This window comes from Gammaproteobacteria bacterium, assembly GCA_016195665.1.
GTDB lineage: Bacteria > Pseudomonadota > Gammaproteobacteria > SURF-13 > SURF-13 > JACPZD01.
The window spans coordinates 55451-71640 of the sequence record JACPZD010000037.1 but is presented as its reverse complement, the minus strand read 5'-3'; the positions used below and the strand labels follow the sequence as shown (position 1 = coordinate 71640).

14 protein-coding genes and 1 pseudogene are annotated in these 16190 nt (G+C 60.3%); 14 read left to right on the top strand and 1 reads right to left on the bottom strand.

Going from position 1 to position 16190, the window contains the following annotated elements:
• Position 1: 1 nt before the first annotated feature.
• Positions 2-1711: a proline--tRNA ligase gene (locus HY028_10845; protein MBI3345331.1), complete on the bottom strand. Its 1710-nt coding sequence runs from the start codon at positions 1709-1711 to the stop codon at positions 2-4.
• A 151-nt stretch (positions 1712-1862) separates the two neighbouring features.
• On the opposite strand from HY028_10845, the gene HY028_10840 reads away from it, so the two are divergent.
• From HY028_10840 to HY028_10775, 14 genes and pseudogenes are all read left to right on the top strand, one after another.
• Entirely contained in the window at positions 1863-2183 is a 321-nt protein-coding gene (locus HY028_10840; protein MBI3345330.1) for an iron-sulfur cluster assembly accessory protein, read from the top strand.
• 18 nt (positions 2184-2201) lie between these two features.
• On the top strand, positions 2202-2459 hold the full coding sequence (locus tag HY028_10835; GenBank protein MBI3345329.1) for a YfhL family 4Fe-4S dicluster ferredoxin: 258 nt from the start codon (positions 2202-2204) through the stop codon (positions 2457-2459).
• A gap of 88 nt (positions 2460-2547) precedes the next feature.
• Positions 2548-4074 carry an NAD(P)H-hydrate dehydratase gene (locus HY028_10830; GenBank protein MBI3345328.1) on the top strand — a complete coding sequence of 509 codons (1527 nt, stop codon included), beginning with the start codon at positions 2548-2550 and terminating at the stop codon, positions 4072-4074.
• Between the two features lie 29 nt (positions 4075-4103).
• Complete coding sequence (gene tsaE / locus HY028_10825) at positions 4104-4502, top strand: tRNA (adenosine(37)-N6)-threonylcarbamoyltransferase complex ATPase subunit type 1 TsaE (GenBank protein ID MBI3345327.1); 399 nt, start codon at positions 4104-4106, stop codon at positions 4500-4502.
• Between the two features lie 154 nt (positions 4503-4656).
• Positions 4657-6015, top strand: a complete 1359-nt coding sequence (locus tag HY028_10820; GenBank protein MBI3345326.1) for an N-acetylmuramoyl-L-alanine amidase — start codon at positions 4657-4659, stop codon at positions 6013-6015.
• Between the two features lie 303 nt (positions 6016-6318).
• Complete coding sequence (mutL, locus tag HY028_10815; GenBank protein ID MBI3345325.1) at positions 6319-8100, top strand: DNA mismatch repair endonuclease MutL; 1782 nt, start codon at positions 6319-6321, stop codon at positions 8098-8100.
• A gap of 62 nt (positions 8101-8162) precedes the next feature.
• Positions 8163-9095, top strand: a complete 933-nt coding sequence (gene miaA, locus HY028_10810; protein ID MBI3345324.1) for a tRNA (adenosine(37)-N6)-dimethylallyltransferase MiaA — start codon at positions 8163-8165, stop codon at positions 9093-9095.
• Between the two features lie 79 nt (positions 9096-9174).
• Positions 9175-9429, top strand: coding sequence for an RNA chaperone Hfq (hfq, locus tag HY028_10805; protein ID MBI3345323.1), 255 nt, complete (start codon positions 9175-9177; stop codon positions 9427-9429).
• 60 nt (positions 9430-9489) lie between these two features.
• On the top strand, positions 9490-10896 hold the full coding sequence (hflX, locus tag HY028_10800) for a GTPase HflX (protein MBI3345322.1): 1407 nt from the start codon (positions 9490-9492) through the stop codon (positions 10894-10896).
• A gap of 230 nt (positions 10897-11126) precedes the next feature.
• Positions 11127-12335, top strand: coding sequence for an FtsH protease activity modulator HflK (gene hflK, locus HY028_10795; protein MBI3345321.1), 1209 nt, complete (start codon positions 11127-11129; stop codon positions 12333-12335).
• Complete coding sequence (gene hflC, locus HY028_10790; GenBank protein ID MBI3345320.1) at positions 12335-13213, top strand: protease modulator HflC; 879 nt, start codon at positions 12335-12337, stop codon at positions 13211-13213. Before hflK ends, hflC begins: the two co-directional genes overlap by 1 nt.
• Before the next feature lie 14 nt (positions 13214-13227).
• On the top strand, positions 13228-13416 hold the full coding sequence (locus tag HY028_10785; protein MBI3345319.1) for a DUF2065 domain-containing protein: 189 nt from the start codon (positions 13228-13230) through the stop codon (positions 13414-13416).
• A gap of 45 nt (positions 13417-13461) precedes the next feature.
• The gene (locus HY028_10780; GenBank protein MBI3345318.1) at positions 13462-14661 is read left to right on the top strand and encodes an ATP phosphoribosyltransferase regulatory subunit; all 1200 of its coding nucleotides are present in this window, start codon (positions 13462-13464) and stop codon (positions 14659-14661) included.
• A pseudogene (locus HY028_10775) lies at positions 14654-15947 on the top strand (adenylosuccinate synthase). Before HY028_10780 ends, HY028_10775 begins: the two are co-directional and overlap by 8 nt.
• Positions 15948-16190 lie beyond the last annotated feature (243 nt).

The window sequence follows — 16190 nt, the reverse complement described above, 5'->3', positions numbered from 1 at the left end:
CTCAAGCATGTTGTGTATTTATAAAATCCATTATTCCCGACAGCGGTAAGTTTCGACTCTCCGTATCGCGCCTTCCTTGATACTCAATCGTCCCGGCATCCAGCCCGCGCTCGCCCAGCACCAGACGATGTGGAATGCCGATCAGTTCGATGTCGGCGAACATCACGCCTGCGCGCAGCGGGCGGTCGTCAAACAACACCTCGATGCCCGCGCTCTGCAATTCCTGATAAAGTTTTTCCGCCGCCTCACGCACCCGTTGTGATTTCTGCATGTTCATGGGCAGCAAAGCAACTTGAAACGGCGCAATCGCCACCGGCCAGATGATGCCACGATCGTCGTTATTCTGTTCGATGGCGGCGGCCACCACCCGCGACACGCCGATGCCGTAACAACCCATCGTCATGACCACCGGCTGGCCGTTCTGGTCGAGCACAGTGGCGTTCATGGTTGCGCTGTATTTGGCGCCGAGCTGGAAGATGTGGCCGACCTCGATGCCTCGCGCGATGGAGAGCTTTCCCTTCCCATCCGGACTAGGATCACCTTCCACAACATTACGCAGGTCGGCTACTAGAGGTTCGGGTAGATCGCGCCCCCAATTTACGCCGGCGAGATGTTTGCCGTCTTGATTCGCGCCACACACAAAGTCCACAAGGTGCGCCGCAGCTCGATCCACAATGACAGGAATTTTTAATCCCAGCGGACCCAGCGAACCCGGCTCGCAGCCGGCCACTCCGCGCACCTGTTCATTACTCGCAAAGGTGACGGGGCTTGCAACCTCGGTGAGTTTGCCCGCCTTAACCATATTCAGTTCGTGATCGCCGCGCAGCACCAGGGCGATGACTTCATCTTTCTTGGCGCCTTGCACCAACAGTGTTTTTACGCACTGCTGCGGCGCAACCTTCAGAAACCCGCTCACCTCTTCAATGCTGTGCCGGCCGGGCGTGTCCACGGTTCGCATCGGTAGTTTTGGTTCGGGACGCTTGCCAGCGGGCGTCACCGCCTCGGCCAGTTCGACGTTGGCCGCGTAGTCGCTCGTATCGGAAAAGGCGATGGCGTCTTCGCCCGAGGCGGCGAGTACGTGAAATTCCTGCGAGCCGCTCCCGCCGATCGCGCCGGGATCGGCATACACGGCGCGGAAATCCAACCCCAAGCGAGTGAAGATGCGCATATAGGTTGTGTGCATGGTCTCGTACGTTTCTTGCAGCGAGGCCTGATCTATGTGAAAGGAGTAGGCGTCCTTCATCAGGAATTCGCGCGCGCGCATCACGCCGAAGCGCGGCCGTGGTTCATCGCGGAATTTGGTTTGGATTTGGTAAAACGTGGCCGGCAATTGTTTGTAACTGCGAATCTCGCGGCGCACCATGTCGGTGATAACCTCTTCGTGCGTAGGGCCGAAGCAGAAGTCACGTTGATGTCGGTCCTTCAGGCGCAACAATTCCGCGCCGTAGAGTCCCCAACGCCCGGATTCCTGCCACAGTTCGGCCGGCTGCACGGCGGGCATCAGCACCTCTTGCGCGCCGATGCGATTCATCTCCTCGCGCACGATGCCCTCCACCTTGCGCAGCACGCGCAAGCCGAGCGGCAGCCAGGTATAAATACCGGCCGCGAGTTTGCGAATCATGCCGGCGCGGAGCATCAACTGATGGCTGATAACCTCGGCGTCGGCGGGAGTTTCCTTGGTGGTGGAGAGGAGTAGCTGGGATGCGCGCATTTTTGGTCTATGTAGGGCCGAATTCATTCGGCCTCCTCGATGAAATATGAAGTTTATCAATCTCAGCATGAGCCCGTACAGAAAAGGGTTAATAGTTGACTATTTTAATCAGGTATAGTATTTTTATGATCGTAACAAGCAGGAGACCAGCATGGCCATCACACTCACCGAAAAGGCTGCACAGCGTGTGCAGAAATTGCTTGCCAAGCAGGGCGGCGTCGGCCTGCGTCTGGGGCTGCGTAAAGCCGGCTGCGCAGGTCAGGCCTATACCTTCGACATCGCCCAAGAGATTGGCGAGGGCGATAGTGTATTCGAGTCTAACGGCGCCAAGGTCGTGGTCGACCGTGCCAACCTGCTCTTTTTAGACGGCTCCCAACTCGATTATGCCAAAGAGGGGATGAACGAGGTGTTCAAGTTCAACAACCCCAATGAAAAGTCCGCCTGCGGTTGCGGCGAGAGCGTGAACTTCTAGGACAGAGGCTCGGCGTTCATGGCCTTGATGATTACCGATGAATGTATCAATTGCGACGTGTGCGAGCCGGAGTGCCCGAACGGCGCGATCTCGCAAGGCCCCGAAATCTATGTCATTGATCCCAAGCTCTGCACCGAGTGCGTCGGCCACTTCGACACGCCGCAGTGCGTCGAGGTCTGCCCGGTGGACTGCATCCCGCTCAACCCCGACATCGTCGAGACCAAAGAGCAGTTGTACGAAAAATATTTGATCCTCACCGCGCAAAAAACGGCTTAGATAGTTGGCTGAATTTACCGGCCCTGCTCGTGGGCGCGAATTCTTCGTACTTGTAAGACCAGTTCCCTCGCACTAACATCGTGGTCTAATGACCGCACTCCCTAATACGCTTTATCGCGCCGCACAGGTGCGCGAACTCGATCGCATCGCCATCGAGGAGTATGGCATTCCCGGCAGCACACTTATGGAGCATGCAGGTGAGGCCGCCTTCCGGGCGTTGCGGCAACACTGGCCCGAGGTGCGCCGCATCGTGGCGGTCTGTGGTCTCGGCAACAACGGGGGGGATGGCTACGTCGTCGCCCGCCTGGCCGCCGAGGCCGGCCTTGATGTTGGCGTCCTGCAGGTGGGTGATCCGCAGCGTTTGCAGGGCGATGCCCTGCGAGCGCGGCGCTTGCTCGACGCAACGCCGGTCGCTCCCGGCGTCCTGCCTCCCGCGACATTAGTTCTTCCCTGTACGTCAGTCGTGGCCCTTCCCTTCGATGTCCGCGCCTTGAGCGATGCCGATCTGATCATTGATGCCTTGCTGGGTACCGGGCTTAAAGACGAGGTAAGCAGTGCGTGGCGCGAAGCGATAGAAGCCATCAACTCGGCGGATAAGCCGGTGCTCGCCGTGGATATTCCCTCCGGCCTGGACGCTGATACCGGTTGCATGCAGGGCGCGGCGGTGCGGGCGGCGCTCACCGTCACTTTCATTGGTCTCAAGCAAGGCATGTATACCGCCGACGGCCCCGATCATTGCGGTGCGATTCAATTTGATGATCTCGGTGTGCCGGGCGAGGTCTTCAATCGTGTGACTGCCGCGGCCACCCGTGTCGAGTTAAAAGATCTGCCTCGCCTGGCAGCGCGGCAACGCAACTCGCATAAGGGCGATTACGGCCGGCTGCTGGTGATCGGCGGCGATCACGGCATGGCCGGGGCGCTACGCCTGTGCGGTGAAGCCGCACTGCGGGTGGGCGCGGGCTTGGTGTATCTCGCTACCCGCGCTGATCATGCGGCGGTCATCAGCGCACAGCGACCTGAACTGTTGTGTTATGGCGTTGAACGGCCGGAGCAGCTCGCGCCTCTATTAGAGCGCGCCGATGTGATCGCCATCGGGCCTGGGCTGGGCCAATCCGAATGGGCCTCACAACTGTTGGCGCGGGTGCTCGATACGGGACTACCGTTGGTGGTGGATGCCGACGCCCTGAATTTATTGGCATTGGAACCGTTACGGCGCGACAACTGGATACTCACGCCCCATCCGGGCGAGGCGGCGCGGCTGTTAAAAACCAACACGGCGGAAATTCAAAGCGACCGCTTCACCGCGGCGACTGAATTACAAAAACGCTACGGCGGGGTAGTGGTGCTCAAAGGCGCCGGTACGATGATCGTCGCAGAGCAGCGTGTGGAAGTATGCAGCGCCGGGAACCCAGGCATGGCAAGCGCCGGCATGGGCGATGTGTTGACGGGTGTTATCGCCGGTCTTATAGCACAGGGGCTGGGTCGTGAGGACGCCGCCCGGCGTGGCGTCTGTCTGCATGCCGCGGCGGGCGACCAGGCGGCGGAGCAGGGCGAGCGCGGTTTGATCGCAAGCGATTTGCTGTCCTGGCTGCGGCCCTTGTTGAATTTTGACTGATGGAACTGACTATCAACAGTGCGGAAGAGATGGAGGCGCTCGGCGCGCGCCTCGCGGCGCAATATCCCAGCGGTATTGTCTATCTACAGGGTGAACTCGGCGCGGGCAAGACCACGCTGGTGCGCGGCTGGCTGCGGGCTTTGGGATACCAAGGCAAGGTTAAAAGTCCTACCTACACCTTGATCGAACCTTATGATCTTTCCGGGCGGCGTATTTATCACTTCGATTTGTACCGCCTCACCGATCCCCATGAGTTGGAGAACATTGGCGCGCGCGATTATTTGCGTCCCGATGCCTTGTGCCTGATCGAATGGCCGGAGCGGGGCGGTTCCCTACTGCCATCCCCTGACCTGTGGATAATCATCGAGCATCGGAGAGAACAACGCCGCATCCGGCTTGATGCGATGAATACCATGATCAATCATTGAGTTATATAAATTGTGTCAATTTAAACTGAGGTTAGTATGCTATTTTAATGATAGATAAAGAAATTTCTTGCAAAAAATAAAAGAATACCGGCACAATAAGCCAGCCTTATCTCAGGAGGTCGCCTTGTTGAGATACTTCTGTACGTTGATTCTGCTGGCCTGGTCGAGTCTGTGTCTTGCCGCGCCTGCCCCGAGCCCTGTCGAAGGGCCTGTCGAGATCAACAAGGTGCGGGTCTGGCCGGCGCCCGATAACACCCGCTTGGTATTTGATGTCAGCGCCCCCGTCCAGCACCAGCTTAATACCTTCCCCGATCGCATCGAGGTGGACGTGCGCAATGCCGCGCTGCTGAGTTTATTGCCCGCCGTTGACGCCAAGAAAAGCCTGTTCACCGATATCCGCAGTATGACGCTGGACGATACGGTGCGCATCGTCATCGCCCTCAAAAATCATGTCCGGGTCAAGGACTTTGTGCTGGGTCCCAATGAGCGTTATGGCCACCGTCTGGTGATTGATTTCTTCCCCGGCGAAAACCAAGAGACCGTGGCGGAAGTGAGCAAGCCGGCGGCCGTGCTTCCCCCACCCTCCGCGCCGGCCCATAAGCGCGCCGCCGCTTCAAAGCCGTCTCCGGCACGTGATTTCGTGATCGCCATAGACGCCGGGCACGGCGGTGACGACCCCGGCGCCACGGGCCCCGACGGGACGATGGAAAAAAACATCGTGCTGTCCATCGCGCGACGACTGGAGACCCTGATCCGCAAGGAGCCGGGCATGCGGCCGGTGATGACCCGCGGCGGCGACTACTATGTCAGCCTGCGCAAGCGCATCGCCAAGGCGCGTGAGCACAAGGCCGATCTGTTTATCTCCATCCATGCCGATGCCGCCGAGGATTCCGATGCGCACGGCTCATCGGTGTATACGCTGTCCGAACGCGGCGCGACGAATGAGGCGGCGCGTTGGCTCGCCGAGCGCGAGAATGCGGCGGATCTGGTCGGCGGGGTGAGTCTCGATGACAAGGACGATCTGCTGGCCTCGGTGCTGCTGGATCTCTCGCAGACTGCGACCAGCGAGGCCAGCATGAAGGTCGCTCAGCACATTCTGGACGGCTTGCGCCAGGTCGGGCGGGTGCATCGACGCGGCGTGGAGCAGGCCGGATTCGTGGTGCTGAAGTCGCCCGATATCCCTTCCATATTAGTCGAGACCGCCTATATCTCCAATCCCAAGGAGGAGAAAAAGCTGCGCAATGGCCGCTATCAGCAGGCTTTGGCCGAGGCCATCCTGAATGGCGTGCGCGGCTATGTTGTCAAGCATTCGGCGCCGGGAACGCGCGTCGCCCAGAAAGAGGACTCTGCCCGCGAGCACATCGTGCGGAACGGCGAGACTTGGTCCAGCATCGCCAAGCAGCACCAGGTGAGTGCGATCCAGTTGCGTAATGCGAATTCCGGCCTGCCGAGCCGGCCTTTACCTGCTGGTAAGGTGCTACGTGTTCCATCCGCTGTTACAGCCGATCTATAAGGAAGCTCTGAATAAGTCCATCCTGGACTTCTCAGAGCACGAAAAGCAAAAAACATGGTTTTTGCTTTTCTCCATTTTTCAAACACTTCCGTGTTTGAAAAAATGGCGGTGCGTCCCTGCACCGCTGGAACCTCTGACTTAATCAGAGGCTCCATAAGTCTTTTACCGCAGAGGACGCAGAGGAATATTTTTCTGCGCCATCCGGGGTGATCTTCTCCGCTTCATTCGCACGCTAAGGCGCAAAACGATTTTTTGTTTTACCATAGCGTCTTAGCGGCTTGGCGTGAGAAATGTCTTTTCCCGATGCGTATCCAATTACTCCCACCGCAATTAGTCAACCAAATCGCTGCGGGTGAGGTAGTTGAGCGGCCCGCCGCGGTAGTCAAGGAATTGCTGGAAAACAGCCTGGATGCGGGTGCGCGGACTATCGAGATAGACGTCGAGCAGGGCGGGGTGCGCCGGGTGCGGGTGCGGGACGACGGGAGGGGTATCCACAAGGACGACCTGCCGCTGGCGTTGCGCCGTCACGCCACCAGCAAGATCCGCAGTCTGGAAGATCTCGAGCAGGTGCTGAGCCTGGGCTTTCGCGGCGAGGCCTTGCCCAGCATCGGCTCGGTGTCGCGTCTTGAGCTTAGTTCACGTACCGCGGCCGACAGCCACGGCTGGCGGGTGGCGGGCGAGGGGGATGCGTCGAGTCTGCCCGAACCTACTGCTCACCCCGTCGGGACGACGGTCGAGGTGCGCGATCTGTTTTTCAACGTGCCCGCGCGCCGCAATTTCCTGCGCACCGAGCAGACCGAATTCGGCCATATCGAAGATCTGGTCAAGCGCATTGCCTTGAGCCGTTTTGAGGTGGGCTTCACCCTCCGCCACAACCAGCGCGTGGTGCACAGCTTGCGTCCGCTCGAACCCGGCGAGCATGCCCAGCGGGTCGCGGCGCTGTACGGCACGGCCTTTATGGAGCAGGCGCTGCCGGTGGAGTCCGCCGCGGTGGGATTGCGGCTGTGGGGTTGGGTCGGGCTGCCGACCTTCTCCAGGGGTCAGGCCGATCTGCAATTCTTTTACGTCAATGGCCGCATGGTGCGCGACAAGCTGGTCAGCCATGCGATCCGGCAGGCCTACCAGGACGTGCTGTATCACGGCCGTCACCCGGCCTACGTCCTTTATCTGGAGTTGCCCCCTGCGCAGGTGGATGTCAACGTGCATCCGACCAAGCATGAGGTACGTTTTCGCGAGGGGAGGCTGGTGCATGATTTCCTGTTCCGCTCTCTGCACAAGAGTTTGGCAGAGGTAAGTCCAGCACAACATCCGATTACCCAAAGTTTACCCAACACCCCGGAACCACGGGGCGCGGTGTCGGAAATATTCACCCCGTCGCAGCGGCCGATGCCGCTGGCCGCCCCCCATGTACCCTCTGCCGCACAGGTACGCGAACAGATCGTCGCCTATCAGGCTCTGCATGGGGTCGAGCTGCGGGATGAGCCGGCGCCCGCCACGGCGCCGCCGCCTCTCGGCTATGCCCTGGCCCAGTTGCAAGGGATTTATATCCTGGCGGAGAACGCCCACGGCCTCGTATTGGTGGACATGCACGCCGCGCACGAGCGGATTACCTACGAGCGCATGAAGGCGGCGCTGGAGGGGGAGGGGATTATTTCTCAACCGCTATTACTGCCTGTCGCTGTGAATGTCAGCACGCGCGAGGCAGATATCGCCGAGGAAAATGCGGATTTGTTCGAGGAACTGGGCTTCGAGATCGGCCGGGCCGGCCCGGAGACCCTGGTTGTGCGCCGGGCGCCCACGTTGTTGCAAGATGCGGATGTGGCTAGCCTACTGCGCGATGTGCTCTCCGACCTCATCACCCACGGCACGAGTACCCGTATCCGCGAGCATATCAACGGCCTGCTCGGCACGCTAGCCTGTCATACCTCGGTCCGCGCCCACCGCCGCCTTGGGCTTGGTGAAATGAACGCCTTGTTGCGCGATATGGAGACGACGCCGCGCAGCGGGCAGTGCAATCACGGCCGTCCGACATGGATACAACTGAGTTTGGATGAGCTGGATAAATTGTTTATGAGAGGACGGTAGAAAACTGTGAGGCGTGAGGCGTAAAAACCCTCACCCCTCACTCACCCTCACCCCTCACCCCTATGCCTCCCGCCATTTTCTTGATGGGCCCCACTGCGAGCGGCAAGACCGATCTTGCGATCGCGCTTGCCGAGCACCTGCCCTGCGACATCATCAGCGTGGACTCAACGATGGTGTATCGCGGCATGGACATCGGCACCGCCAAGCCCGGCGCTGAGTTGCTGAGCAGGGCGCCGCACCGTCTTATAGACATCCGCGACCCTGCCGATCCCTACTCCGCGGCGCTGTTTCGTGAGGACGCGCTCGCCGAGATGGAGGCGATTACCCTTAAGGGGCGCATCCCGCTGCTGGTCGGCGGGACGATGCTGTATTTTCGGGCCCTGCAACGTGGCCTGTCTAAGTTACCCTCCGCCGATGCCGAGGTGCGGCAAAGGCTGGCGGCCGAGGCCGAGGCTAAAGGCTGGGGTGTGCTCCACGCGAGGCTGGCCGAGATTGACCCTGAGGCGGCTGCGCGGATTCACCCTCACGACCCCCAGCGCATCCAGCGAGCTCTGGAGGTCTATGAGTTGACCGGCAGCACCCGCACGGAACTTTACGCCCGAACCACTGCCGAACCTTTGACACATCGAGTCATCAAGCTGGCGGTGGCGCCTGGCGATCGCCGGATGCTACATGAATCTATCTCCCGACGGTTTCATGACATGCTGCAACGGGGGCTGATTGAAGAGGTTGAGGCCCTGCGCCAGCGGGGCGATTTGACGCCCGAGGCACCCGCCTTGAGGGCAGTAGGATACCTCCAGGTGTGGGATTATCTGGGGGGTAAAATGAATTGCGAGGAAATGACCAAAAGAGCTATTATAACGACACGCCAACTCGCCAAACGCCAGTTGACGTGGCTGCGTGCTGAACCCGACGCGGTGTGGTTTGACAGCTTGGATGAAAGGGTATTCGAAAAGCTGAGTAATTACTGTGCGGAGGCCATAGGAAATGAGTAAAACAACCGCGAAGACTGTTGGCGAGGCCGTGTCCGTGGACACGAGCACCCCTAATAACGAGAAAAAAAGGAGAACTGATATGACCAAAGGGAAATCGCTCCAGGATCCATTTCTTAATACACTGCGCCGGGAGGGTATCCCCGTCTCCATCTATTTGGTAAACGGCATCAAGCTCCAGGGCCAGATCGAATCCTTTGACCAATTCGTGGTATTGCTGAAAAACACGGTCAGTCAAATGGTCTATAAGCACGCCATTTCCACCGTGGTCCCCGCCCGCAACATCAAGCTGCCGGGCATGGAAGAAGACGTTGAGTCTGCGCCGGGGAACGCTTAACCGGGGATGCCAATTCACTCGCTTAGCTGCCTTCCTGTAATCCGGCGCGGGGGTAGATGATTGTTTGAGCGCCCCAAGCGCGGGGAACGTGTAGTCCTGGTTCACCTGAACCTGAACGGCAGTCGCTCCCGGCATCCCGTTTGCAACGGTAGTGAAGAACTGGCGGAATTGCGCGAACTCGCTCTGGCCGCCGCCGGCCGCCCGGTCGCCACCATCACCGGTACACGCAGCAGCCCCGATCCCAAATATTTTGCAGGCAGCGGCAAGGCCGAAGAAATCCGTGCTTGCGTAGAACGCGAACAGGCCGAGGTCGTGCTGTTCAATCACACCTTGTCGCCCGCCCAGGAACGTAATCTCGAGAAGTTGTTGCAATGCCGGGTCGTGGATCGCACCGGCCTGATTCTGGACATCTTCGCGCAGCGCGCCAGTAGCTACGAGGGTAAACTGCAGGTCGAGCTGGCGCAGTTGCGGCATCTCGCCACCCGCCTGGTACGGGGCTGGACCCACTTGGAGCGGCAAAAGGGCGGTATAGGTCTGCGCGGGCCCGGTGAGACCCAGCTCGAAACCGACCGCCGTCTGATCGGCGCGCGCATCAAACAGCTCAACAAGCGCCTCGTGAAGGTGCGCAGCCAGCGCGAAACAGGCAGGCGCGCGCGGCGCAAGGCCGGCCTGTTTACCGCATCGCTGGTCGGGTACACCAACACCGGCAAGTCCACATTGTTTAATCGCCTCACCGGCGCCGGCGTCTATGCGGCCAACCTGTTGTTCGCTACGCTCGATCCCACCGTGCGCCGTCTGGGGCTGGACAACGGCCAACCGCTTATCGTCACCGACACCGTCGGCTTCATCCGCAACCTGCCGCATGATCTGGTCGCCGCGTTTCACTCCACCTTGCAAGAGACGCGCGACGCCGATCTGCTGCTGCACGTGATAGACGCCCACGCCGACGACCACCAGATCTGCGCCGAGCAGGTGAACAGCGTACTCAAAGAAATCGGCGCGGAAGACGTGCCGCAGTTGGAGATTTATAACAAGATTGATCTGTTGCCCGACACCGCGCCGCACAGGGAAGAGCGCCAGCGAAGGGTTCTGCCAGTGTCGCGGGAGGCAGGATGCCGGGAGCGGCTGCCACGGCTGGAGCGCGATGAGCAGGGCCGCATCAAGCGGGTGTGGCTCTCCGCGGTCACGGGCGCAGGTCTGGAACTCTTGCAGCAGGCCCTGGCGGAGGCTGCCGCGAAGCGCCAGGATAGCGAGACGCCGCCTCAAGGCCCGCTGCGGCAGCGTCTGCGTCTGCCTCCCAGCGCGGGACGGCTGAGAGCCCGATTGTTCAAGATGGGCGCAGTGCGCGCTGAGCATCTGGAGCAGGACGGAGATTGGGTCATGGACGTCGAGATCCCCTCCGCGAGTCTGGAAAGCCTGCGTAGTGAAGCGGGACTCGACGATTTCTCCCCGGTAGCGCTCATTTGATCTACTAAGAACTATCCATAAATAATTTACCGCAGAGGACACAGAGGAATGCCCTCAAGCAAGGGTTTGTTTGTCCTCCGCGCGCTCTGCGGTGAAGCCTTTTCACCGCAACGGACTCAGTGGAACTACAGTATGGATAGGCTCTAAGTTTTAACTGTCTGTGGATATTTTGTTGCGGCCGTGCCCAGAGACCCATAGAATGTACCCCTTCACCCTGCTTGGAGTAACCGATGGCTTGGAATGAACCGGGAGGCGCCGGTGGCGGCAAAGATCCGTGGAGCGCCCGCAAGCCCAGTGGCGAAGGTCCTCCCGATCTGGACGAGGTCGCCCGCAAATTACGTGAGCGGTTCGGCGCCCTGTTTGGCGGGAAACGCGGGGACACCGGCGGTAAGCCCGGCGCATCGGGGCTCGGCTGGCTGGCGCTGCTCGCCGTCGTCATCTGGTTAGGCTCGGGGATATACATCATTGATCCGCCGGAGCGCGGTATTGTGTTGCGCTTTGGTCAATACCAAGCAACTACATTACCGGGGCCGCACTGGCACATCCCTTATCCGATCGAAACGGTGGAGGTCGTCAACATTGATCAGATCCGCAATGTCGAGATCGGATTTCGCACCGCCGGCGCCGGTCAACAGCCTACCGATGTGCTGCGCGAGTCGCTGATGCTGACCCAGGATGAAAACATCATAGACATCAAGCTCGCGGTTCAATACCGCGTCAAGGAGGCGCGCGACTATGTGTTCAGCGTGCGTGACCCCGATGTCACCCTGGGGCAGGTGACCGAGAGCGTGGTGCGCGAGATCGTCGGCAAGAGCAAGATGGACTATGTGCTGGGTGAAGGGCGCCGCGATATCGAGGAGCGCAGCGAGGCATTGATTCAGGAGGTGCTCGATCGTTATCGCACCGGCCTTGAACTCACGCGCGCCAACGTGCAGGGCGCGCAGGCCCCGGAAGAGGTGCAGAACGCCTTCCTGGATGTGATCCGTTCGCGCGAGGACGAACAACGCCTGATTAACGAGGCGCAGACCTATGCCAACGGCGTGATCCCGACCGCCCGCGGCGGCGCGGCCCGTCAGCTTCAAGAGGCCGAGGCCTACAAGTCCAAGGTGATCGCCCAGGCGGAGGGCGAGGCGAGCCGCTTTACGCAGGTGTTGGGGCAGTACAAGCTGGCTCCCGAGATCACCCGCAAGCGTCTTTACCTGGAAGCGATGGAGTCGGTGTTGTCCAACAGCAGCAAGGTGATGGTGGATATCAAGGGGGGCAACAATCTCTTGTATCTGCCGCTCGACAAGATGATGCAACAACGCGGCGAATCGTTCATGCTGCCCGAGAGGCCGGCGGCCCCGGAGGGCACTGATAAATCCACCACTGTGGCGCCGCCCCTCTCGCCGTCCAGCGGCGATATGCGGGCGCGGACCCGCGAGCAGGAGGTGCGCTGATGGTCCAGTTACGCACGGGATGGATTGCCGGACTCGCGGTGGTGGTGTTCATCGCATCATTTTCGGTCTTTACCGTGGATCAGCGGGAGCGGGTCATCCTGTTTCGTCTGGGCGAGATCGTGCGGACCGACTTCGAGCCCGGCCTGCATTTCAAGGTCCCTATATTGAACAATGTCCGCAAGTTTGACGCCCGCATTCAGACCCTGGATGCGGAGCCTGAACGTTACCTGACTATTGAAAAGAAAAACGTCATTGTGGACTCCTTCATCAAGTGGCGGATCACCGATGTCGCCCGATACTATCGCGCGACCGGCGGCGACCCGACGCGCGCCGGCTTGCGCCTGTTTCAGACCGTGAAAAGCGGACTGCGCGGTGAGTTCGGCAAGCGCACCATCCAAGAGGTGATCTCCGGAGATCGCGCCAAGATCATGGACACCATGACGGTGAACGCCAACAACGAGGCCAAGGAGTTGGGCATCGAGGTGGTGGACGTGCGTTTGCGTCGCGTGGACCTCCCGAAAGAGGTGAGCGCCTCGGTGTATCAGCGCATGGAGGCGGAGCGCGCGCGAGTCGCCAAGGACTTCCGGGCGCGCGGCGCGGAGGCGGCGGAAAAGATCCGCGCCGATGCCGACCGGCAGCGCGTAGTGGTTCAGGCGGAGGCCTTCCGCGAGGCGGAGCGCCTGCGAGGTGAAGGCGACGCCAAGGCCTCGGAGATTTATGCCGGAGCGTATAGCGCCGATCCGGATTTTTATGCGCTGTACCGCAGTTTGAATGCCTACAAGTCCACTTTCAACAACAAGGGCGATGTGCTGGTGTTGGAGCCCGAGTCGGAGTTCTTCGGTTATTTCAAAGGCCTCGAAGCGCCCGCCAAGCAGTAAGCCGGCCGCCGTCAATGTGGGATGAGCTACTCACCGCCGTCGCGCTCGTCCTGGTCGTGGAAGGCGTGTTGCCCTTTCTGAGTCCGGCGGATTTTCGCAGAGCCGTCGCGCTGATCGGCCAGATGGACAATCTCACCCTGCGCGTCGGTGGACTCATCAGTATGGCGCTCGGTGTGGCGTTGCTGTATGTACTCAAGAATTAATTGTAGGCAGTTAAGGATTGAACCTGCGCAACGATAAAAAATCCCATGGCCGATAAAGATCACTGGCTGCTGCCCGAGGGTATCGAAGACGTCTTACCACCGCAGGCCGAGCGTCTGGAGTGGCTGCGACGCGATCTTCTCGATCTGTTTCATGGCTGGGGCTACGAACTGGTCATCCCTCCGCTGGTGGAATATCTGGAGTCGCTGCTCAGCGGCATGAGCCGCGACCTCGATCTGCAAACCTTCAAGCTCACCGATCAGCTCACCGGCCGTCTCATGGGTGTGCGCGCCGACATGACGCCGCAAGTGGCGCGCATAGATGCGCATCACCTCAAACGCAACGCGCCGGTGCGCCTGAGTTACCTCGGCACGGTGTTGCACACGCGGCCCGACGGATTCGCCCGCTCGCGCAATCCATTGCAGGTGGGCGCGGAGTTGTATGGCCATGCCGGTATCGAGAGCGATATCGAGATCCTGTGTTTGATGCAGGAGGTGCTGACCCTCACCGGCGTGAGCGACGCGCATCTTGATCTCGGTCACGTCGGTATCTTTCGCGGCTTGGCGCGCGAGGCCGGGCTCGACGCCACGCACGAAGCCATCTTGTTCGATGCGCTGCAACGCAAGGCGGCGCCGGAGATGCAAAGTCTGTTGGCGGAGTTAAAGGTTACAGCCGAACAACGGCAGCGCTTACTCGGTCTCGCCGAATTGAACGGTGGCGTTGAAGTCCTCGCCGAAGCTGAGAGAGTACTGCACGGTGCGGGGGCAGAGGTCAAGCGTGCCCTGGCGGATCTGCAGGCGATCGCACAGGCCGCCGGCCGCTATCTGCCGGAGGCGCCTTTGCACTTCGATCTCGGCGAATTGCGCGGCTATCACTATCACACCGGCGTGGTATTCGCCGCCTTTGTGCCCGGCCACGGACAGGCCGTCGCGCAGGGCGGACGCTATGATGTCGGACATCTCTACGGTCAGCCGCGCCCGGCCACCGGATTCAGCGCCGATCTCAAGACGCTGATCGCGCTGAGTCCCGGCCCGGCGGTCGCGCACGTGAGTGGCATCCTGGCGCCATGGAGCGATGATCCCGTTTTGCGCAACACGGTCAGGGAATTACGCGAGGAGGGCGAGCGCGTCATCTGGGCGCTGCCGGGGCAGGCGGGAGATGTCACGGACTTGAGCTGCGACCGCAGACTGGAGCAGCGTAAGGGTATGTGGACCGTCGTCGAGACAGAGCATGCAAAGAGTGGGTAAGAATGTGGTGGTTATCGGCACCCAATGGGGTGACGAGGGTAAGGGCAAAGTGGTGGACCTGCTCACCGATCGCGCCGCGGCGGTGGTGCGTTTCCAGGGCGGCCACAACGCCGGCCACACGCTGGTCATCGAGGGCGAAAAGACGGTGCTGCACCTCATCCCCTCGGGTATCCTGCGCAACGGCGTCGCCTGTTTGATCGGCAACGGCGTGGTGCTGTCGCCCAAGGCCCTGCTCGAAGAGATCGAGATGCTGGAAAGAAAAGGAATCCCGGCGCGCGACCGTCTCAAGATCAGCGAGGCCTGCCCGTTGATCCTGTCTTATCATGTCGCGCTCGATCACGCGCGTGAACTGGCGCGCGGCAAGGCGGCGATCGGCACCACCGGGCGTGGCATCGGCCCCCGCCTATGAAGACAAGATCGCGCGCCGCGCGCTTCGCCTCGGCGATCTATTTCACCGCGAGCGCTTCGCCGCCAAGCTCGGCGAGGTGCTCGACTATCACAACTTCGTGCTGCAAAATTATTATCGCACCGAGCCCGTCGTTTTCAATCAGGTGCTCGATGAGGCGCTGGCCCTGCAGGAAGTGATCGCGCCGATGGTGGCGGACATTCCGGAGTTGCTGCACCAGCACGCCAAGCGAGGCGACGGCGTATTGTTCGAGGGCGCGCAGGGCGCGCTGCTCGATGTGGATCACGGCACCTATCCCTATGTTACGTCCTCGAACACGACAGCGGGCGGCGCCTGCACCGGCAGCGGCGTCGGGCCGACCCGCATAGATTATGTATTGGGCATTACCAAGGCGTATACCACGCGGGTGGGTTCCGGCCCGTTTCCCACCGAGTTGTTCGATGAGATGGGTGCGCATCTGTCCATGCGCGGCAACGAATTCGGTTCGACCACGGGACGGGCGCGTCGCTGCGGCTGGTTCGACGCCGTCGCGTTGCGCCGCTCCAATCAGATCAACGGCGTGTCGGGACTGTGCATCACCAAGCTGGATGTCCTGGATGGGCTGGAATCCATCAGTCTGTGCGTCGGTTACCGCTGCGGTGGAGTGGAGCGCATGACCCCGCCGGTGGGTGCGGAGGCCTACTCCGATTGCGAACCGATCTATATCGAGATGCCGGGCTGGCAACAATCCACCGTTGGCGTTACCGGCTACGACGCACTGCCGCAAAATGCGCGCGCCTATCTCAAGCGCATTGAAGAGATTGCCGAGACACCGATAGATATCGTCTCCACCGGCCCGGATCGGGCGCAGACCATCGTGTTACGGCATCCGTTCGATTGAGTAATTCTTATTCAAAACAACGATTCACCGCAGAGGACGCGGAGAAACAAAACCTTTTTAATGTTATTCCTTTGCATCCTTGATCGTAAATAGTATTTTTCTTGTGTTCCTCTGCGTCCTCTGCGTCCTCTGCGGTAAATTATATTTATCTGGGTATTTTTCTGTTCACCGCAGAGGACGCGGAGAAACAAAACCTTTTTAATGTTATTCCTTTGCATCCTTGATCGTAAATAGTATTTTTCT